General features: G+C 67.7%; 18 protein-coding genes. 11 read left to right on the top strand and 7 right to left on the bottom strand.

Annotated elements, in window-relative coordinates; translation table 11 throughout:
- From prfA to WJ12_RS02185, 3 genes are all read right to left on the bottom strand, one after another.
- Nucleotides 1–1,083 (bottom strand): peptide chain release factor 1, encoded by a 1,083-nt coding sequence (gene prfA / locus WJ12_RS02175; RefSeq protein WP_034187499.1) that lies wholly within the window; start codon nt 1,081–1,083, stop codon nt 1–3.
- A gap of 82 nt (nt 1,084–1,165) precedes the next feature.
- Nucleotides 1,166–2,464: a glutamyl-tRNA reductase gene (gene hemA, locus WJ12_RS02180; protein ID WP_059557517.1), complete on the bottom strand. Its 1,299-nt coding sequence runs from the start codon at nt 2,462–2,464 to the stop codon at nt 1,166–1,168.
- Between the two features lie 26 nt (nt 2,465–2,490).
- Nucleotides 2,491–3,255, bottom strand: coding sequence for a response regulator transcription factor (locus tag WJ12_RS02185; protein WP_034187498.1), 765 nt, complete (start codon nt 3,253–3,255; stop codon nt 2,491–2,493).
- Nucleotides 3,256–3,426: 171 nt separating this feature from the next.
- On the opposite strand from WJ12_RS02185, the gene WJ12_RS02190 reads away from it, so the two are divergent.
- The 4 genes from WJ12_RS02190 to WJ12_RS02205 all read left to right on the top strand — a co-directional run bounded on the left by WJ12_RS02190 (nt 3,427) and on the right by WJ12_RS02205 (nt 6,752).
- The gene (locus tag WJ12_RS02190) at nt 3,427–3,681 is read left to right on the top strand and encodes a DUF1129 domain-containing protein (protein WP_034187497.1); all 255 of its coding nucleotides are present in this window, start codon (nt 3,427–3,429) and stop codon (nt 3,679–3,681) included.
- Nucleotides 3,682–3,699: 18 nt separating this feature from the next.
- Nucleotides 3,700–5,514: an aminopeptidase P family protein gene (locus WJ12_RS02195; RefSeq protein WP_034187496.1), complete on the top strand. Its 1,815-nt coding sequence runs from the start codon at nt 3,700–3,702 to the stop codon at nt 5,512–5,514.
- Between the two features lie 66 nt (nt 5,515–5,580).
- Nucleotides 5,581–6,132, top strand: a complete 552-nt coding sequence (locus WJ12_RS02200; protein WP_059557516.1) for a cysteine hydrolase family protein — start codon at nt 5,581–5,583, stop codon at nt 6,130–6,132.
- A complete protein-coding gene (locus tag WJ12_RS02205) occupies nt 6,129–6,752 on the top strand; it encodes an HAD family hydrolase (protein WP_049028997.1) in 624 nt (207 codons plus the stop codon). The genes WJ12_RS02200 and WJ12_RS02205 overlap by 4 nt, the downstream gene beginning before the upstream one ends.
- Before the next feature lie 137 nt (nt 6,753–6,889).
- Here WJ12_RS02205 and ettA read toward each other — a convergent pair whose 3' ends face one another.
- The 3 genes from ettA to gcvA form a co-directional block, all read right to left on the bottom strand.
- Nucleotides 6,890–8,557, bottom strand: coding sequence for an energy-dependent translational throttle protein EttA (gene ettA, locus WJ12_RS02210; protein ID WP_006494122.1), 1,668 nt, complete (start codon nt 8,555–8,557; stop codon nt 6,890–6,892).
- A gap of 186 nt (nt 8,558–8,743) precedes the next feature.
- The gene (locus WJ12_RS02215; protein WP_059557514.1) at nt 8,744–9,052 is read right to left on the bottom strand and encodes a DUF3761 domain-containing protein; all 309 of its coding nucleotides are present in this window, start codon (nt 9,050–9,052) and stop codon (nt 8,744–8,746) included.
- A 106-nt stretch (nt 9,053–9,158) separates the two neighbouring features.
- Nucleotides 9,159–10,076 carry a transcriptional regulator GcvA gene (gene gcvA / locus WJ12_RS02220; RefSeq protein WP_059557512.1) on the bottom strand — a complete coding sequence of 306 codons (918 nt, stop codon included), beginning with the start codon at nt 10,074–10,076 and terminating at the stop codon, nt 9,159–9,161.
- Nucleotides 10,077–10,269: 193 nt separating this feature from the next.
- On the opposite strand from gcvA, the gene WJ12_RS02225 reads away from it, so the two are divergent.
- From WJ12_RS02225 to gabP, 3 genes are all read left to right on the top strand, one after another.
- A complete protein-coding gene (locus WJ12_RS02225; protein WP_059557510.1) occupies nt 10,270–11,535 on the top strand; it encodes an MFS transporter in 1,266 nt (421 codons plus the stop codon).
- An 81-nt stretch (nt 11,536–11,616) separates the two neighbouring features.
- Nucleotides 11,617–11,952, top strand: coding sequence for an MmcQ/YjbR family DNA-binding protein (locus WJ12_RS02230; protein ID WP_034187490.1), 336 nt, complete (start codon nt 11,617–11,619; stop codon nt 11,950–11,952).
- 367 nt (nt 11,953–12,319) lie between these two features.
- On the top strand, nt 12,320–13,711 hold the full coding sequence (gene gabP, locus WJ12_RS02235) for a GABA permease (RefSeq protein ID WP_049034433.1): 1,392 nt from the start codon (nt 12,320–12,322) through the stop codon (nt 13,709–13,711).
- 165 nt (nt 13,712–13,876) lie between these two features.
- Here the strand turns inward: gabP and ychF are convergent, their stop codons facing one another.
- A complete protein-coding gene (gene ychF, locus WJ12_RS02240; RefSeq protein WP_034187488.1) occupies nt 13,877–14,971 on the bottom strand; it encodes a redox-regulated ATPase YchF in 1,095 nt (364 codons plus the stop codon).
- Nucleotides 14,972–15,218: 247 nt separating this feature from the next.
- Between ychF and WJ12_RS02245 the strand changes: the two genes are divergently transcribed.
- The 4 genes from WJ12_RS02245 to WJ12_RS02260 all read left to right on the top strand — a co-directional run bounded on the left by WJ12_RS02245 (nt 15,219) and on the right by WJ12_RS02260 (nt 19,865).
- Nucleotides 15,219–16,397 carry a UbiH/UbiF family hydroxylase gene (locus WJ12_RS02245; RefSeq protein ID WP_059557508.1) on the top strand — a complete coding sequence of 393 codons (1,179 nt, stop codon included), beginning with the start codon at nt 15,219–15,221 and terminating at the stop codon, nt 16,395–16,397.
- A 90-nt stretch (nt 16,398–16,487) separates the two neighbouring features.
- Complete coding sequence (locus WJ12_RS02250; protein WP_034187486.1) at nt 16,488–17,216, top strand: DsbC family protein; 729 nt, start codon at nt 16,488–16,490, stop codon at nt 17,214–17,216.
- A gap of 105 nt (nt 17,217–17,321) precedes the next feature.
- On the top strand, nt 17,322–19,121 hold the full coding sequence (locus tag WJ12_RS02255; RefSeq protein WP_059557505.1) for a M61 family metallopeptidase: 1,800 nt from the start codon (nt 17,322–17,324) through the stop codon (nt 19,119–19,121).
- Between the two features lie 147 nt (nt 19,122–19,268).
- Nucleotides 19,269–19,865, top strand: a complete 597-nt coding sequence (locus WJ12_RS02260) for an FMN-dependent NADH-azoreductase (RefSeq protein WP_034187484.1) — start codon at nt 19,269–19,271, stop codon at nt 19,863–19,865.
- The last annotated feature ends 72 nt before the right edge of the window (nt 19,866–19,937 follow it).

Here is a 19,937-nt window from a genome sequence, read left to right on the forward strand (position 1 = left end):
TCAGTCGGCTTCGCCGAGCGACGCGAGCAGCTCGGCCTGGTGCTCGCTGACGAGCGCGCCGATCAGTTCGTCGAGATCGCCGTCCATGATCGCCTCGAGCCGGTACAGCGTCAGGTTGATCCGGTGGTCGGTCATCCGGCCTTGCGGGAAGTTGTACGTGCGGATCCGTTCGGAACGGTCGCCGGAGCCGATCAGGCTCTTGCGCGTCGCGGCTTCCTTCGCGTGCTGCTCGTGATACTGCTTGTCCTTGATGCGCGCGGCGAGCACCTTCAGCGCGCGGTCCTTGTTCTTGTGCTGCGAGCGGTCGTCCTGGCATTCGACGACGATCCCGGTCGGGATGTGCGTGACGCGCACCGCCGAATCGGTCTTGTTGATGTGCTGGCCGCCCGCGCCGGATGCGCGGAACGTGTCGATCCGCAGGTCGGCCGGGTTGATCTCGACTTCGCCGATCTCGTCGGCTTCCGGCATCACCGCGACCGTGCACGCGGACGTATGGATGCGCCCCTGTGTCTCGGTCGCCGGCACGCGCTGCACGCGATGGCCGCCCGATTCGAACTTTAGGCGCGAAAACGCGCCCTGGCCCGCGATCCGCACGATCACTTCCTTGTAGCCGCCGAGATCCGACGCGCTCTCCGACATCATTTCGACCTGCCAGCGCTGGCGTTCCGCGAAGCGCAGGTACATGCGCAGCAGGTCGCCCGCGAACAGCGCCGATTCGTCGCCGCCCGTGCCCGCGCGGATTTCGAGGAAGATGTTGCGATCGTCGTTCGGATCCTTCGGCAGCAGCATCTTCTGCAGCTCGGTCTCGAGGCGCGCCATATCGTCGCGCGCGCTGCGGATTTCGTCTTCGGCGAAGTCCCGCATCGACGGGTCGGCGAGCAGTTCCTGCGCGGCCTTCTCGTCGCTGCGCGACTGGCGCCACAGCGCGTATTGCTCGACGACCGGGCCGAGTTCCGCATGTTCACGCGTCAGCTTGCGGTACTGGTCGAGGTCGGCCGTGACGTTTTCGCGGCTCAGCAGGTCGTTCAGTTCGGCCAGCCGTGTGGACAGCTGGTCGAGCTTGCGTTGCATGCTCGTTTTCATGGTGTGGAGCGGCGCTCCCGGGCAAGGGGTATTCGGAAAGGATAGGCCGGCGCGCGGCCGGCGGCAGGGCGACCGGGCGGCGCTAGTGGCCGGACTGGTCGTTCGAGCGCGGCGCGTGCTGGTAGAAGCCGCGCATCAGGTCGATCAGCGAATCGCGATCGGCGCCGTTCACGCGGTTGAGCGCGCTCGTCGGGCCGTGGATCAGCTTGTTGGTCAGCGCCTGCGACAACGCCTCGAGTACGGCGGCCGGATCGTCGCCGCGTGCGAGCAGTTTCAGCGCCTTGTCGACTTCGGCGCGGCGCAGCGCGTCGGCCTGCGTATGCATGTGACGAATCACCGGCACGACGCTGCGCGTGTCGAGCCATTGCATGAAATTCTGCACGCGCGTCTCGATGATCGCTTCGGCCTGCGCGACCGCCGCTTGGCGCGACGCGTTGCCTTCGCGCACGATCGCGCCGAGATCGTCGACGGTGTAGAGGAACACGTCCTTCAGCTTGCCGACTTCGGGCTCGATGTCGCGCGGCACCGCGAGGTCGACCATGAAGATCGGGCGGTGGCGGCGTGCCTTCACCGCGCGCTCGACCGCGCCGAGGCCGATGATCGGCAGCGTCGATGCGGTGCACGACACGATGATGTCGAATTCGTGCATGCGGGTCGGCAGGTCGGCCAGCGGCATCGCGCGGCCGTTGAAGCGTTCGGCGAGCCGCTGGCCGCGTTCGGCCGTGCGGTTCGCGACGACGAGTTCGCGCGGGCCTTGCGCGGCGAAGTGCGTCGCGCACAGCTCGATCATCTCGCCGGCACCGATGAACAGTACGCGCTGATCCGACACCTTTTCGAAGATCCGCTGCGCGAGGCGCACCGCGGCGGCGGCCATCGACACCGACTGCGTGCCGATTTCGGTCGTGCCGCGCACTTCCTTCGCCACCGCGAACGTGCGCTGGAACAGCTGGTTCAGATAGGTGCCGAGCGCGCCGGCTTCCGTCGCGGTGCGGACTGCGTCCTTCATCTGGCCCAGAATCTGGGTTTCGCCGAGCACCATCGAATCGAGGCCGGACGCGACGCGGAATGCATGCCGGACCGCTTCCGACTGCGGCAGCGCGTACACATGTGGGGCGAGCTCGTCGACCGGAATCCGGTGATACTCCGACAGCCAGCGGACCGCGCCTTCGCGCGCCGCGCGATCGTCGGTCGCGCAATACAGTTCGGTGCGGTTGCAGGTGGAGAGGATCGCCGCTTCGGGCGTATTGGGTGCCTGGGGGCCGAGAAACACGTTCTTGAACGTGACGAGAGCCGGCTTGATCTGCTCGAGCGGAAACGCCACGCGTTCGCGCAAGGCGACAGGCGCAGTGTGGTGATTGATTCCGATCGTGAGGAGTTGCATATCGAGGGCTATCGTTTAGCCCCATATTATAGCGTTTCAGCGATTTCCTCACTCGCGGCATACCGGGCATCAGCGTGGCGGGGCCGGGAATTTGGGGGTTCGATCGGCACGCGGTCGAGCTGATAGCCGTAGCCGTAGAGCGGCAACAGCCGGTAGCCGCGCTCCGGGAGCAATTGCAACTTGCTGCGCAGCCGGGATGCGTGCGTATCGAGCGTGCGCGACTTCATGTCGCGGCGGCGCCCCCACACGGTTTCGAGGATATGGGCGCGCGACACGGGCCGCGACAGGTTCGTGAACAGCAGCTGGGCGAAACGGAATTCCTTGGGCGTCAGTGAAACGATTGCGTTGCCGAAGCGCACGAGGTCGTGCGTTGCGTCGAATGCATATTCCCCATACATTTCGCGCGAGCGGGTCGGCGGCCGGCGTACGCCGGCGCGCCGGCTCAGTGCGTTGACGCGCGCAAGCAGCTCGGGGCCGCTCACGGGCCGCGCGAGGCAATCGTCGGCGCCCGCGTGCAGGCACGAGACGATTTCGCTTTCGCGCGGCGACTGCATCACCGCGATGGCCGGCAACCCGGGCAGGACCGTCTGCGCGCGCGGAATGACTTCCTCGGCGGGCTGATCGCCGGCCCAGTGGCCGGTGATCAGCATGTCGCAGGTGTTGTCGGCCGCGAGCCACGCGAAGAAGGCGGTGCTGGACGGAAACGCGTGGCACACGTGACCGCCCGCGAAGAGCAGCCGGTTCAGGAGCGCGGCGCGACGCGACTCGGGATCGATCAGAGCGATTCGCATGAGAGTTTCTTCATTACGGTAGCCGGTGCGCGCTTGCCATAACGTCGAGTCGGCCCCTACACTCGAACGTTCGCGGCACCCGGCTGGTCTCGGGTTCGATGGATGAATCGATGCTAGCCGCTGGTAACGTTCACGCCTATGGGACGAATCTGAATTTATAGAAGGCGTCGAATGAACTGGTTTGGAATCATTGTCCTGGGAGCGGCCGTCGGGCTGTTCGGCCGCTGGCTGCATCCGATGCGGCGCACGAGTCGGCCGGCGTGGTGGATCGCGGTGCTCGCCGGCATCGTCGGTGCGGCCGCCGCCCGCATGGCCGGCAATCTCTCGGGACTGTTTTACGATGGCGAGACGCTCGAATGGCCGGTCTGCACCGGCGTCGCGTTCCTTGCCGTAGCCGTGACGGTCGCGCTGTCGGCCCGTCGCTGAATGCTCTCAGGTGAAATCATGAATGCCCGTCTTCCCGAAGTCTCGCCGGTGCCGGCCCGCCTTGCGCTGTTGCGCGGTGCCATGGCCCGCGAGGACCTGGCCGCCTATCTCGTGCCGTCCGCCGATCCCCATCTGTCCGAGTATCTGCCCGAGCGCTGGCAGGCGCGCCGCTGGCTGTCCGGCTTCACGGGCTCGGTCGGCACGCTGGTCGTGACCGCGGATTTCGCGGGGCTGTGGGTCGACAGCCGCTACTGGGTGCAGGCCGACGCCGAGCTGGCCGGCACGGGCGTGCAGCTGATGAAGATGACGGGCGGCCAGCAGAGCGCGCCGCATGTCGACTGGCTGGCGCAGAACGTGCCGGCCGGCGCGACGGTCGGCGTCGACGGCGCGGTGCTCGGCGTCGCGGCGGCGCGCGGGCTGACGGCCGCGCTGAGCGCGCGCGGCATCGCGCTGCGCACCGATCTCGACCTGCTCGACGCGATCTGGCCGGAGCGGCCGGGGTTGCCCGGCGACGCTGTGTTCGAGCACACGGCGCCGCAGGCCGACACGACGCGCGCGAGCAAGCTGGCCGAGGTGCGCCGCGCGATGCACGCGCAGGGCGCGCAGTGGCATTTCGTGTCGACGCTCGACGATCTCGCCTGGCTGTTCAACCTGCGCGGCGCCGACGTCAACTTCAATCCCGTGTTCGTTGCGCACGCAATGATCGGCGCCGATCGTGCGACGCTGTTCATCGCCGACGGCAAGGTGTCGCCGGCGCTGGCCGAGTCGCTCGCGCGGGACGGCGTCGACGTCCGTGCGTACGGCGACGCGCGCGCGTCGCTCGCGGCGCTGCCCGCCGGCGCGACGCTGCTGATCGACCCGCGCCGCGTGACGTTCGGCACGCTCGAGGCCGTGCCGGCCGGCGTGAAGCTCGTCGAGGCGGTGAATCCGTCGACGTTCGCGAAGTCGCGCAAGACGTCCGCCGAGATCGAACACGTGCGCGTGACGATGGAACACGACGGCGCCGCGCTCGCGGAATTCTTCGCATGGTTCGAGCAGGCCGTGAACCGCGAGACGATTACCGAGCTGACGATCGAGGAGAAGCTCACGGCCGCACGCGCACGGCGCCCCGGCTACGTGTCGGCGAGCTTCGCGACGATCGCGGGCTTCAACGCGAACGGCGCGATGCCGCACTACCACGCGACCCGCGAGTCGCACGCGACGATCGCCGGCGACGGCCTGCTGCTGATCGATTCGGGCGGCCAGTACATGACAGGCACGACCGACATCACGCGCGTCGTGCCGGTCGGCACCGTCAGCGACCTGCAGCGGCGCGATTTCACGATCGTGCTGAAATCGATGATGGCGCTGTCGCGCGCACGCTTCCCGCGCGGCATCCGCTCGCCGATGCTCGACGCGATCGCGCGCGCGCCGATGTGGGCGGCCGGGCTCGATTACGGCCACGGCACCGGGCATGGCGTCGGCTATTTCCTGAACGTGCACGAAGGCCCGCAGGTCATCTCGCACTACGCGCCGGCCGAGCCGTACACGGCGATGGAAGAAGGCATGATCACGTCGATCGAGCCTGGCGTATACCGTCCGGGCCAGTGGGGCATCCGGATCGAGAACCTGGTCGTGAACCGCGCGGCCGGAAAGACGGAGTTCGGCGATTTTCTCGCGTTCGAGACGCTGACGCTGTGCCCGATCGACACGCGCTGCGTGCTGATCGAGATGCTGCACGACGAGGAGCGCGCATGGCTGAACACGTATCACGCGACGGTGCGCGAGCGCGTCGGCAGGCACGTGAGCGGCGATGCGAAAGCGTGGCTCGACGCGCGCACGCAGCCGATCTGACGCCGCCGGCGGCAACGGCCGGACCATCAGCCGACATAAGCCGAACGACAGAACCGAGGGCAAGCAATGACGGACACCGCAGTGATCGTGATCGACATGCAGCGCGGGCTGGTGGAGCGGGCGCGGCCTGCCTACCGGCTCGACGAGGTCGTGTCGGGCATCAACCGGTTGACGGCGGCCGCGCGCGCGGCCAACGCGCCCGTCTGTTTCGTGCAGCACGACGGCGATGCGGACGACGACATCGTGCCCGGCACGCCGGGCTGGGAGCTGCATGCGGGGCTGGTCGTCGGCGGCGACGACTGGCGCGTGCGCAAGCAGGTGAGCGATTCGTTCCACGACACGCTGCTCGCGGCGCAGCTCGATCGGCACGGCATCCGTTCGGTGCTGATCTGCGGTTATGCGACGGAGTTCTGCGTCGATTCGGCCGCGCGCCGCGCCGCGCTGCTCGGCTACCGGACGACCGTCGTGTCCGACCTGCACACGACGAACGAGCGTGCGCACCTGTCGGCCGCGCAGATCGTCGCGCACCACCACTTCATCTGGAACAACAACTCGCTGTCGGGCAACGCGGTGACGCCGCGTCCGCTCGCGGAAGTCCTTGCTGCGGAGTTTGCATGACGATCAAGGCCGTGGTGTTCGATTTCGGCGGCGTGCTGATCGACTGGAGCCCCGAGTACCTTTACCGTGAGCTGATTCCAGACGAAACCGAGCGTCGCTGGTTTCTCACGCACGTGTGCGCGATGGACTGGGTGATCCGCCAGGACGGCGGGCAGACGATCGAGGAAGGCACGGCCGAGCTCGTCGCGAAGTTTCCGGAGCACGAGGCGCTGATCCGCGCGTTCTATGCGCGCTGGCACGAGATGATCCGCGGCGTGCTGGAAGAGGGCGCCGCGCTCGTCGACCGGCTGGACGCGCAGGGGATGCCGCTGTTCGGCCTGACGAACTGGTCCGCGCAGACGTTTCCGTACGCGTGGGACAACTTCCCGGTGCTGCGGCGATTCAGGGACATCGTCGTGTCGGGCCGCGTGAAGCTCGTGAAACCCGATCCGGCGATCTATCGCGAGATGCATGCGCGGATCGTGCCGCACCTGCCGGGTATCGCGCCGCACGAGCTCGTGTTCATCGACGACAACGCGAAGAATGCGCAGGCCGCGACGGCGCTCGGCTGGCACGGCATTCATCACACGAGCGCGGCGGCGACCGAGGCACGGTTGCGCGAACTGGGCGCGCTCGCGTAAGCGACAGCGGGCGACCGCGCGGCGATAAAAAAAGCGGGCCACGGGCCCGCTTTTTCGTTCTGCCGATCCGGAGGCGGCCGCCTCGGGCATTCGGCCCCGCGTTGCCGCGGTGCCGGATGCCCAGGCCGGCGTGCCGGTCAGCGGCTGATCGGCTTGTAGCGCAGACGCTTCGGCTTCGCGGCTTCCTCGCCGAGGCGCGCACGCTTGTCGGCTTCGTACTCCTGGTAGTTGCCGTCGAAGAACGTGACCTGCGAATCGCCTTCGAACGCGAGGATGTGCGTCGCGATCCGGTCGAGGAACCAGCGATCGTGCGAGATCACCATCACCGAGCCCGCGAATTCGAGCAGCGCGTCTTCCAGCGCGCGCAGCGTTTCGACGTCGAGATCGTTCGACGGTTCGTCGAGCAGCAGCACGTTGCCGCCCGAGATCAGCGTCTTCGCGAGGTGCAGACGGCCGCGTTCACCGCCGGACAGGTTGCCGACGATCTTCTGCTGGTCGCCGCCCTTGAAGTTGAAGCGGCCGATGTACGCCCGCGACGGCGTTTCGTACTTGCCGACCGTCAGCACGTCGGCGCCGCCCGAGATTTCCTCGAACACCGTCTTCGAGCCGTCGAGCGCGTCGCGGCTCTGGTCGACGTACGCGAGCTTCACCGTCGGGCCCATCACGACTTCACCCGAATCCGGCTGTTCCTTGCCCGTGAGCATCTTGAACAGCGTCGACTTGCCGGCGCCGTTCGGGCCGATGATGCCGACGATCGCGCCGGCCGGAATCTTGAAGCTCAGGTTGTCGATCAGCAGGCGGTCGCCGAACGACTTGCTGACGTTCTTGAACTCGATCACTTCATTGCCGAGGCGTTCGCCGGCCGGAATGAAGATTTCCTGCGTTTCGTTGCGCTTCTGGTATTCCTGGCTGCTCAGTTCCTCGAAGCGCGCGATACGCGCCTTCGACTTCGCCTGACGGCCCTTCGGGTTCTGGCGCACCCACTCCAGTTCCTTCTTGATCGCCTTCTGGCGTGCCGATTCCGATGCTTCTTCCTGCTTCAGGCGCTCTTCCTTCTGGTCGAGCCAGCTGCTGTAGTTGCCCTTCCACGGAATGCCGTGGCCGCGGTCGAGTTCGAGAATCCACTCGGCTGCGTTGTCGAGGAAGTAGCGATCGTGCGTCACGGCGACGACCGTGCCGGGGAAGCGCACCAGGAACTGCTCGAGCCAGTCGACCGATTCGGCGTCGAGGTGGTTGGTCGGTTCGTCGAGCAGCAGCATGTCCGGTTTTTCGAGCAGCAGCTTGCACAGCGCGACGCGGCGTTTTTCACCGCCCGACAGATGCTCGATCTTCGCGTCCCAGGGCGGCAGGCGCAACGCGTCGGCCGCCACTTCGAGCTGCTGCTCGGGGCTGCCGCCGTCGCTCGACGCGAGGATCGCCTCGTACTTCGCCTGCTCGGCCGCGAGTGCGTCGAAATCGGCGTCCGGTTCCGCGTAGGCCGCGTAGATTTCTTCCAGCTTCTTGTTGGCCTGGAACAGGTCGCCGAGGCCTTCCTCGACGGCTTCGCGCACGGTCTTCGTCGGATCGAGCTGCGGTTCCTGCGGCAGGTAGCCGATGTTCAGGTTCGGCATCGGCGTGGCTTCGCCCTCGATGTCCTTGTCGACGCCCGCCATGATGCGGATCAGCGTCGACTTGCCCGAGCCGTTCAGGCCGAGCACGCCGATCTTCGCGCCGGGAAAGAACGACAGCGAGATGTCCTTCAGGATCTGGCGCTTGGGCGGCACGATTTTGCCGACCCGGTTCATCGTGAAAACGTATTGGGCCATTTCGGTGTGAAAGTCAGAAGTGGTTGAGACGGCCGCGCAGCGTGCGGGCGTGGCGGCGTCGGGTGATTCGGTACGGAGCGTGCCGCGCGGGGCGCGGCGGCGCCGCCGCGTGTCGGCGGCGCGAACGCGTATTGTACTTCGCCGCCGGCTGCCGCTGGCGCCGCGCAGCCGTCCGGATGCGTCGCGTTACAGCCACGCGGCGACGCCGCCGTGCCCCGAGCACGTGCCGCGTCGATGGCGGCTGAAGCTGTACGTGCCGTCGCGGCAGCGCGCGCTCGCCCCGTCCGGCACGCGGCCCGATTTCGAATGCGCGGGCGCGTGCACGGTCTCGCCGTCGCGGTTGCGATACGTGTCGTGACGGTCGAGATCGGCTTCGTTGCCGTAGCCGGGCGATGCGCGGTACGCGTATGCGGAGTGGGGCAACGCGGCGCAGGTGACAAGGAAGACGGCGGACAGTGCCGCGATGCGTGTCGCGCGGCGGAACAGGGCAGGCATGGTCTCTCCCGGTCGGTTTGTTGTTATCGATGTCGGGCGGATCGCCCGCGCTGCATGTTAACGGATCGGCGCCCGACCGGTGCCGGCGCCGCGCGGCGGCGCGACGCTACGCCGCGCCGGACATCGACGCCGCGCCGTCCGCCTGCGCGGCCTCGAGAATCCAGCGGCGGAACGCGGCGACCTTCGGCCGCTCGGCGTGATGCGGCGGATAGACGAGGTAGTACGCGAAATCGTCGAGCCAGGCGACCTCGGCAAGCTGCACGAGTCGCCCGCTCGCCAGCGCTCCGCGCACCATCGCGGCCGGCAGCAGCCCGGCGCCCTGGCCGGCGACGATCGCCTGCAGCAGCAGGCCCGAGTCGTCGAACGCGGGGCCGCGCGGCGGCCCGAAATCGTCGATCCGCTGCGCGCCGAACCAGATGTGCCAGCCCTTGCGCTCGGCGTCGTGCAGGTGCGGCCAGCCGACGAGGTCGGCCGGCGTCGCCGGCCTGCCGAGCCGCGCGACGAGTTCGGGCGACGCGAGCGCGACGATCTCCACCGTCAGCAGGCGCTCGCTGCACAGCCCGATGTAGCGCCCGAGGCCGTGACGGATCGCGACATCGACGCCGTCGCGCGAGAAATCCGCGAGCGCGTGGCTCGTGACGACCTGCAGGTCGACGTCCGGGCACGCGTGCCGGAACTGCGCGAGGCGCGGGACGAGCCACGCGGACGCGAAGAACGGCGTGACGCTCACCGTCAGCACGCCGCTGTCGGCGGCGCCCGACACGCGCTGCGACGCGTCGGCGATCTGCCGGAACGCGTTGCGCACGGGCGGCAGGTAGTCGCGGCCGGCGGCCGTCAGCAGGATGCCGCGGTTCACGCGCTCGAACAGCTGCACGCCGAGATGCGCCTCGAGCGTGCGGATCATCTGGCTCACCGCGCCGGGCGTGACCGACAGCTCTTCGGCGGCCGACTTCACCGACAGGTGGCGGGCGGCAGCTTCGAGGGCGCGCAGGGCGTTGAGTGGCGGCAGGCGGGAACGATTCATTCAGTTTTTCTAAAGCGAAAGGCCGACGAAATATCGTTTGAGGCCGCGTGTATGCGCGAGTACCGTTGATGTATCGGATCACACGTTGCGTGACCGCGTTTCGGTAGCGGATGCGATCAACATAGTTCATCTATATCCATGAGGCAATCCGGGCGCTGCCCGGCGGCCGGTGGAACCTGAGAGGAGCATCGTCATGAACCGCCCGGGCGCTCCGCGCCTCTTCTACGGCTGGTACGTGGTCGCGGCCGCGTTCGCCGTCACGTTGGTCGGGTTCGGTAGCGCGTATACGTTCAGCGCGTTCGTCGAGTCGCTGCAGCGGGATTTCGCCGCGTCGCGCGGGCAGATTTCGCTCGTGTTCTCGCTCGCCGGCTTCCTGTATTTCGGTTTCGGCATCGTCAGCGGGCCGCTGGCCGATCGCTTCGGCTCGCGGCGGCTCGCCGTCGCCGGGATGTTGCTGACCGGCGCGGGGCTCGCGGCGGCCGGCGCGGCGCGCACGCTGCTGCAGGTCTATGTCGCGTACGGGCTCGGGGTCGGACTCGGCGTCGGCTGCGCGTACGTGCCGGCCGTCGGTGCCGTGCAGCGCTGGTTCGTGCGCCGGCGCGGCTTCGCATCGGGGCTCGCGGTCGCGGGGATCGGCGTCGGCACGCTCGTGATGCCGCCGCTCGCGTCCGCGCTGATCGCGCATGCCGGCTGGCGCGGCGCGTATTTCACGCTCGCCGTGATCGCGGTCGTGCTGGGCGCAGGCATGTCGCTGCTGATCGAGAACGATCCGCGCGGGCGCGGACTGCTGCCCGATGGCGATGCGGCCGACGATGACGGCCGGCATGCCGGTGCCGCCTCGGCCCGTGTGAAGGTGCAGGTCGGGGCGACCGTGCGCGAAGCCGTCACGTCGCGGCCGTTCGCGAGCCTCTACGCGGCATGCCTCGTGTGCTCGTTCGGCGTGTTCGTCCCGTTCGTTCACCTCGTGCCGTACGCGCTCGATCACGGCGTCGCGCCGCCCACGGCCGTGCTGCTGCTCGGGGCGATCGGCGTCGGCAGCACGGCCGGGCGCTTCTTCCTCGGCGGCCTGGCCGACCGCTTCGGCCGCCGCGCATCGCTGCTGGCGATGTTCGCCGGCATGGCCGTGGCGCTCGTCGCATGGGCGGGGGCAGGCACCGTCGCGACGCTCGCCACGTTCGCGCTCGTGTTCGGCGTGTTTTATGGCGGCTGGGTCGCCGTGCTGCCGGCGGTCGTGATGGACTATTTCGGCGGGCGCAACGTGAGCGCGATCATCGGCATCCTGTACACGAGCGTCGCGTTCGGCACGCTGATCGGCCCGGCCGCCGCCGGCTTCATCTTCGACGCGGGCGGCGGCTATCTCGTGCCGATCCTCGCGAGCGCCGCCGCGAATGCGATCGCGTTCGCGATCGTCGCGACGACCGGACGGGCGCCGGCGGCCGCGCGCGCAACCGGCGGATAGGCGCATCCGGCTGGGCGCGCCGCGCGATTTCCGGTAGCGTGGCCGGACCGGCAACCATCGGCCAACGGTCAGGGAGGCATCGTGACATTCGACGACGTCCGGCAGATCGCGCTCGCGTGGCGCGGTGTCGAGGAGGGCACGTCGTACGGCACGCCCGCACTCAAGGTGAAGGGCAGGATGCTCGCGCGGCTGCGCGAGGACGGCGACACGCTTGTCGTGAAGGGTGTCGGCCCCGACGAGCGCGCCTGGCTGATCGAATCGGAACCCGACGTGTATTACGTGACCGATCACTATGCCGGCTGGCCGATCGTGCTGGTCCGCCTGTCGGTCGCGCACCCCGACGCCGTGAAAAACCTGCTTCTGCGCGAATGGCACGCGATCGTCCCGGCCAGGTGGCGGGACGAAGCGGCGCACTGACGGCGCGGAATCCGGCACCACGCCGGATCAAGCGTTGCATCGGTTCGCATCGATGCAACGAGTGGTTCCATCGAAATTCTTCAATTGGTTCTTAGTGACGAACCGTTTGATGCTTACACTCCTTCGCTTCGAAGGCGGCTGACGACAGCCGATGGAAAGGGCGCACGCGATGCGCCGGCGTCTTGCACGCCGCATCGCACCCGCAGCTTCGCAGACTGCGTGGGCGCACCGACCCGAACGGCCCCACCTGGCCTCACGCCCGCGTGCGACGCACGCACGGCCGCAGCCGGAATCAAGAACGACAACGCCCCGCGCCGCCTTCACGCGACACCCGGTCATACCGGAACCGTTTTTTGGAGAGAGACAGATGAGTGGAAGCAACACGGGCCTCGGCACGGGCCTGAAGCAGCGTCACGTGACGATGATGTCGATTGCCGGCGTCATCGGCGCGGGCTTGTTCGTCGGCTCCGGCCACGCGATCGCGGAAGCCGGTCCGGCATCGATCCTCGCGTATGCGATCGCGGGCGTGCTGGTCGTGCTGGTGATGCGCATGCTCGGCGAAATGGCCGTCGCGCATCCGGACAGCGGGTCGTTCTCGACCTATGCCGATCGGGCGATCGGCCATTGGGCCGGCTTCACGATCGGCTGGCTGTACTGGTGGTTCTGGGTGCTCGTGATCCCGATCGAGGCGACGGCCGCCGCGACCATCCTCAATGCATGGTTCCCGGGCGTCGCGACGTGGATCTTCGCGCTCGGCATCACGCTGCTGCTTACCCTCACCAACCTCTTCTCCGTCAAGAACTACGGCGAATTCGAATTCTGGTTCGCGCTGATCAAGGTCGTCGCGATCGTCGTGTTCCTGTGCATCGGCGGCGCGGCGATCGTCGGAATCATCCCGGCGCCCGCCGTATCGGGCGTGTCGAACCTGTTCGCGCACCACGGCTTCATGCCGAACGGCGCCGGCGCGGTGCTGGCGGCGATGCTGACGACGATGTTCTCGTTCCTCGGCACCGAGATCGTGACGATCGCGGCCGCCGAATCGGACAACCCGCAACGCCAGATCGTGCGCGCGACCAACTCGGTCATCTGGCGCATCACGCTGTTCTATCTCGGCTCGATCCTGATCGTCGCGGCCATCGTGCCGTGGAACGACCCGCTGCTGCCGAAGCACGGCTCGTATCAGCGCGCGATGGAACTGATCGGCGTCCCGAACGCGAAAGCGATCATCGACGTGATCGTGCTCGTGTCGGTCGCCAGTTGCCTGAATTCGGCGCTGTACACCGCGTCGCGGATGCTGTTCTCGCTGTCGAAGCGCAAGGACGCGCCGGCGTTCCTGCATCGCACCGATTCGACCGGCACGCCGCGCGCGGCCGTGCTCGCGTCGACCGCCTTCGGCTTCGTGACCGTGATCGCGAACTACCTGATGCCGGAGCAGGTGTTCGGCTTCCTGCTCGCGACGTCGGGCGCGATCGCGCTGCTCGTGTATCTGGTGATCGCGATCTCGCAACTGCGGATGCGCAAGACGCTCGAATCGACCGGCGCCGACCTGACGCTGCGCATGTGGCTGTTCCCGTGGCTCACGTGGGCGGTGATCCTGTTCATCTGCGGCACGCTGACCGTGATGTTCGTCAGCGAGGAGCATCGGATGGAAGTGGGGGCGACGGCCGTGCTGGCGTTGATCGTGCTGCTGGCGTCGTGGCTGAACAAGCGTGGGCGCGATGCGCAGGCGAGCGCGGGGCGGCGGGTGTCGGCGACCTGATGTCACGACGAAGCGGCGGCGGACGCACGGCGTTCGCCGCTGGCTGGCGGAACGTCCCGCAATGAAAATGGCCCGACGGCGCTTGCCGTCGGGCCATTCGTTTTTCGTGCCGGGCACGTGTTGCGCGATGCCGCGTGATTCACACGGCATCGGTCGATGCAACGCTCAGACGTTGAACAGGAAGTTCATCACGTCGCCGTCGTGCACGACATATTCCTTCCCTTCTGCGCGCATCTTGCCGGCTTCCTTCGCACCCTGTTCACCCTTGTACGCGATGAAGTCGTCGAACGCGATCGTCTGCGCGCGGATGAAGCCGCGCTCGAAGTCGGTGTGGATCACGCCGGCTGCCTGCGGCGCCGTGTCGCCGATATGGATCGTCCACGCGCGCACTTCCTTCACGCCCGCGGTGAAGTAGGTCTGCAGGCCGAGCAGCTTGAAGCCCGCGCGGATCACGCGGTCGAGGCCCGGTTCTTCCATGCCCATGTCGGCGAGGAACGCTTCCTTGTCCGCATCGTCGAGATCGGCGATTTCCGCTTCGATCGCCGCGCACACGGCAACCACCGGCGCATTCTCGCTTTCCGCGTACTTGCGCACCGCCTCGAGGTGCGGGTTGTTCTCGAAGCCGTCGTCCTTCACGTTGGCGACGTACATCGCCGGCTTCGCGGTGATCAGGCAGAACGGCTTGAGCAGCGCCGCTTCGTCGTCCGACAGCGCGAGGCCGCGCACGGCCTTGCCCTGGTCGAGCTGCGCGCGCACTTTCTCGAGCACCGCGACGAGCTTCGCCGCTTCCTTGTCGTTGCCCGACTTCGCGGCCTTCGAATAGCGCGTGAGCGCCTTCTCGACGGTGCCGAGGTCGGCCAGCGCGAGTTCGGTGTTGATCACTTCGATATCGTCGATCGGGCTGACCTTGCCGGCGACGTGAATGACGTTCTCGTCCTCGAAGCAGCGCACGACGTGCGTGATCGCGTCGGTTTCGCGGATGTTCGCGAGGAACTGGTTGCCGAGGCCTTCACCCTTGCTCGCGCCCGCGACGAGGCCCGCGATGTCGACGAATTCGACGACGGCCGGCACGACACGCTCCGGCTTGACGATCTCGGAGAGCGCCTTCAGGCGCGTATCGGGCACTTCGACGATGCCGACGTTCGGTTCGATCGTGCAGAACGGGTAGTTCTCGGCGGCGATGCCGGCCTTGGTCAGCGCATTGAACAGGGTGGACTTGCCGACGTTGGGCAAGCCGACGATGCCGCATTTGAGACTCATGGAATCCTTCGGACGGGTAAGGCGGCGCGGCCGGACAGGGCACGGCGGCGCGGGAAAAAAAGGGCGGCCGGCGCGTGGAGCGCGGCGAGCCGACGGTCAAAGACGCTATTGTACCGTGCCGACGCCCCGGATTCCGGGGTTGCGCCGAACGGCCGATGCGACGGGCCGCCCCGCCGCATCGGCCGCCAGCGATTCTGCTGATTTCCCGCAAAGTCCGGCCGCGTAAGGGTTTGGCCCCGCGGCTATAATGCCCGCCATGACTGCCCACCACTCCTTCGACGTCGCCGTGGTCGGCGGCGGGCTCGTCGGCAAGACGGCCGCGCTCGCGCTGACCCAGTCCGGCTACAAGACCGCCTTGCTTGCCCAGCCGGCCACGCCGCGCCCCGCCGATCTCGCGTTCGACACCCGCGTCTACGCGCTGTCTTCCAGTTCGCAGGCGCTGCTCGAGCGGCTGCGGGTCTGGCAGGCGCTCGACCACGGCCGGCTCGCGCCCGTCTTCGACATGCGCGTGTACGGCGACGCGCATGCGGAACTGCATTTTTCCGCCTACCAGGCCTCCGTGCCGCAACTTGCATGGATCGCCGAATCGTCGCTGGTCGAGACGTCGCTCGACGCCGCCCTGCGGTTCCAGCCGAACCTCACGTGGTTCGACGCGCGCGCACAGGGCTTCGACGTGCGCGACGACGCGGCCGTGCTCACGCTGTCGTCGGGACAGGTGCTCGAAGCCGATCTGGTCGTCGGTGCCGACGGCGCGCATTCGTGGGTGCGTTCCCAAATGGGGGCCCGGGTCGAACGGCGCGATTACCGGCAGACGGGCGTCGTCGCGAACTTCAAGGCGTCGCTGCCGCACCGCGAGACGGCCTACCAGTGGTTCCACGAGGGCGAGATCGTCGCGCTGCTGCCGCTGCCGGACGGCCACGTGTCGCTCGTGTGGTCCGCGCACACCGCGCATGCCGATGAATTGCTCGCGCTCGGCCCCGCGCAGCTCGCGGCCGAGGTCGAGCGCGTGTCGCACGGCCAGGTCGGCACGCTCGAATGCGTGACGCCGGCCGCCGGTTTCCCGCTGGCGCTGCAGACGGTCGACAAGCTGATCGCGCCGCGCGTCGCGCTGGTCGGCGACGCCGCGCACCTGATCCACCCGCTCGCCGGGCAGGGGATGAACCTCGGGCTGCGCGACGTCGCGGCGCTCGTCGACGCGATCGCGGGCAAGGAAAGCTTCCGCAACCTCGGCGACACGGTGCTGCTGCGCCGCTACGAGCGTTCGCGCCGCGAGGACATCCGCGCGCTGATGGTCGCGACCGACGGCCTGCAGCGGCTCTTCGCGGTGCCGGGCTCGCTCGCGAAAGCGGTGCGCAATGCGGGCATGGCCTTCGTCGGTACGCAGCCGCTCGTGAAGCGCTGGCTCGTGTCGGCCGCGCTCGGCTGAACGAACCTTCCGCCGCTTCGCCGGTCGGAGACGGTTCCGTTACGGCGTACACTGTGCCGTGCACACCGATTGAGCTGAAGGAAGATTTCGATGAAAAAAACGATCCGCATCGCGTCGCTGGCGCTGGCCGTCACGATGGCGACGCTTGGCTGCACCGCGCAGGCCGACCAGACCACCGACAAGCTGAAGGCCACGCTGCAAGCCCGTCTCGGCAACGATGCGCCGATCAAGAGCGTGTCGAAATCGCCGGTCGCCGGCCTTTACGAAGTGAACCTCGGCTCGCAGATCATCTATAGCGACGCGGCGGGCGACTACGTGCTGCTCGGCGATCTCGTCGACACCAAGACGCACAAGAACCTGACCGACGCACGCCTGTCCGAAATCAACAAGATCGACTTCGCGAGCCTGCCGTTCGCGAACGCGATCAAGGTCGTCAAGGGCAACGGCGCCCGCAAGATCGCGGTGTTCTCCGATCCGAACTGCCCGTATTGCAAGAAGCTCGAGACGACGCTGCAGTCGGTCGACAACGTCACCGTCTACACGTTCCTGTATCCGGTGCTGTCGCCGGACTCGACCGTGAAGTCGAAGGCGATCTGGTGCGCGACCGACCGTGCGAAGACGTGGGAAGGCTGGATGCTCGACCACCGCACCCCGTCCGGCGCCGGCACCTGCGATACCACCGCGCTCGACAAGAACCTCGCGCTCGGGCGCGGGATGAACGTCACGGGCACGCCGACGATCTTCCTGCCGGACGGCCGCCGCCTGCCGGGCGCGGTCTCGGCCGACCAGCTCAATCAGGCGCTCGCCTCGAGCAAGTAACCGACTACACGCCGGGCACATGGCCCGGCGAGCGAGGGGCGCCCGCATGATCTGCCGGCGCCTCTCTTCGTTTTCGCCGCCGTATTCGACCGACCGATTGCCACGATGACCCAGCCGATCCGCTATTCGATTGTCCCGAAAGATCTTGCCGCGCACCTGTTCGAAGTATCGGTGACGGTCGCCGATCCCGATCCCGAAGGCCAGCGCTTCTCGCTGCCGGTGTGGATTCCGGGCAGCTACCTCGTGCGCGAGTTCGCGCGCAACATCGTGACGCTCGGTGCGTTCAACGACGCGGGCCGCAAGGTGCGCATCGCGAAGACCGACAAGCACACGTGGCAGGCCGCGCCCGTGACCGGCGCGCTGACGCTGCGCTACGACGTGTACGCATGGGACCTGTCGGTGCGCTCCGCGTATCTCGACGAATCGGGCGGCTTCTTCAACGCGACGGCCGTGTTCCTGAGCGTCGCCGGCCGCGAGGCCGCGCCGTGCGAGGTCGACATCGCGAAACCGGCCGGCGCGGCGTTCCGCACGTGGCGCGTCGGCACCGCGCTGCCCGAAGCGCGCGGCACGAAGCGCTACGGTTTCGGCGCGTATCGCGCCGCGAACTACGATGAGCTTTCCGACCATCCGGTGACGATCGGCGAATTCGCGCTCGCGACGTTCGACGCGCATGGCGTGCCGCACGACATCGTGATCGCCGGGCGCGTGACGCAGCTCGACATGGAGCGGCTGCGCACCGACCTGAAGCGCGTGTGCGAAGCGCAGATCGCGCTGTTCGAGCCGAAGTCGAAGAAGGCGCCGATGGACCGCTACGTGTTCATGACGCTCGCGGTCAGCGACGGCTACGGCGGCCTCGAGCATCGTGCGTCGACCGCGCTGATCTGCAACCGCACCGACCTGCCGGTGAAGGGGCGGCCGGAAACGACGGAAGGCTATCGCACCTATCTCGGTCTCTGCAGCCACGAGTACTTCCACACGTGGAACGTGAAGCGCATCAAGCCCGCGGCGTTCGTGCCGTACGACCTGACGCGCGAGAACTACACGTCGCTGCTGTGGCTGTTCGAGGGTTTCACGTCGTATTACGACGACCTGATGCTGGTGCGCAGCGGGCTGATGTCGCAGGACGAATATTTCGCGGCACTGGGCCGGACGATCGGCGGCGTGCTGCGCGGCACGGGCCGGCTCAAGCAGAGCGTCGCGGAAAGCTCGTTCGACGCGTGGATCAAGTACTACCGCCAGGACGAGAATGCGACCAACGCGATCGTCAGCTATTACACGAAGGGTTCGCTCGTCGCGCTCGCGTTCGATCTCGCGATCCGCGCGCAGACGCGCAACCGGAAGTCGCTCGACGACGTGATGCGTCTGCTGTGGCAGCGCTACGGCCGCGACTTCTACCGCGGCAAGCAGGCGGGCGTCGAGGAGAACGAAGTCGACGCACTGATCGAGGAAGCGACGGGCGTCGCGCTCGGCCGCCTGTTCACCGATGCCGTGCACGGCACGCGCGACCTGCCGCTCGCCGAGCTGTTCGCGCCGTTCGGTGTGACGCTGGCGCCCGATGTCGCGAACGGCGCGGCCGCGAAGCCGACGATCGGTGCGCGTCTGCGCGGCGGCACGGACTGCACGTTCGCGGCGGTCTACGAAGGCGGTGCCGCGCATCGCGCGGGGCTGTCGGCCGGCGATACGCTGATCGCGGTCGACGGGCTGCGCGTGACGGGCACGAACCTCGATGCGCTGCTCGCGCGCTACCGGCCGGGCGACAAGGTCGAGGTGCACGCATTCCGCCGCGACGAGCTGCGTACCGCGAAACTGAAGCTCGACGGCCCGGAAGTCACGCGCTACCGGCTGACGGCGGCCGCGAAGCCGGCCGCGGTCTCCAGGGCCCGGGAAACCTGGCTGAAGGGGTGAACGTAAGAAGACGGGTATCGGGGCGCGATCACGGATTGTTCTGCTGCTGCAACAATCCGTCGCCCTGAACCCGCTTTTTCACGGTCATGCGGCCACGCACAATGGCGTCACTCGCGCTACCGAAGCGCAACCCCACCGGAGCCTGACATGACGACCATTCTGCAAATCAATTCCGCTGCGCGTTCGCAAGGTGCGCAATCCACGCTGCTGGCCAACGAACTGACGGCAAAGCTGCAACAATCGAACCCCGGCGCGAAGGTCGTGGTTCGCGACCTGCTGGCCGATGCGCTGCCGCACCTCGACGAATCGGTGCTCGGCGCGTTCTTCACGCCGGCCGACAAGCGCACCGCGGAGCAGAATGCGATCGTCGCGAAGAGCGATGCACTGATCGCCGAGCTGCAAGCCGCCGACGTCATCGTGATCGGCGCCCCGATGTACAACTTCGGCATCTCGTCGCAACTGAAGACGTACTTCGACTGGATCGCCCGTGCCGGCGTCACGTTCCGCTACACCGAGAACGGTCCGGAAGGCCTGATCAAGGGCAAGAAGGTTCACGTCGTGACGGCCCGCGGCGGCAAGTACGCCGGTACGCCGAACGACAGCCAGACGCCGTACCTGCGCACCTTCCTCGGCTTCATCGGCCTGACCGACGTGAGCTTCATCTTCGCCGAAGGCCTGAATCTCGGCCCGGATGCGCAGAGCGCCGCGCTCGCGAGCGCACGCGAAGCGATCGCCGCCGCGTAAGGAAGGCCGCCGCGGGTGCGACGCACCTGCTGTCTCTGCGTCGCCCGAAAAAAACGCCGCGTTCCCGAAAGG

It is taken from the genome of Burkholderia seminalis, assembly GCF_001718535.1.
GTDB lineage: Bacteria > Pseudomonadota > Gammaproteobacteria > Burkholderiales > Burkholderiaceae > Burkholderia > Burkholderia seminalis.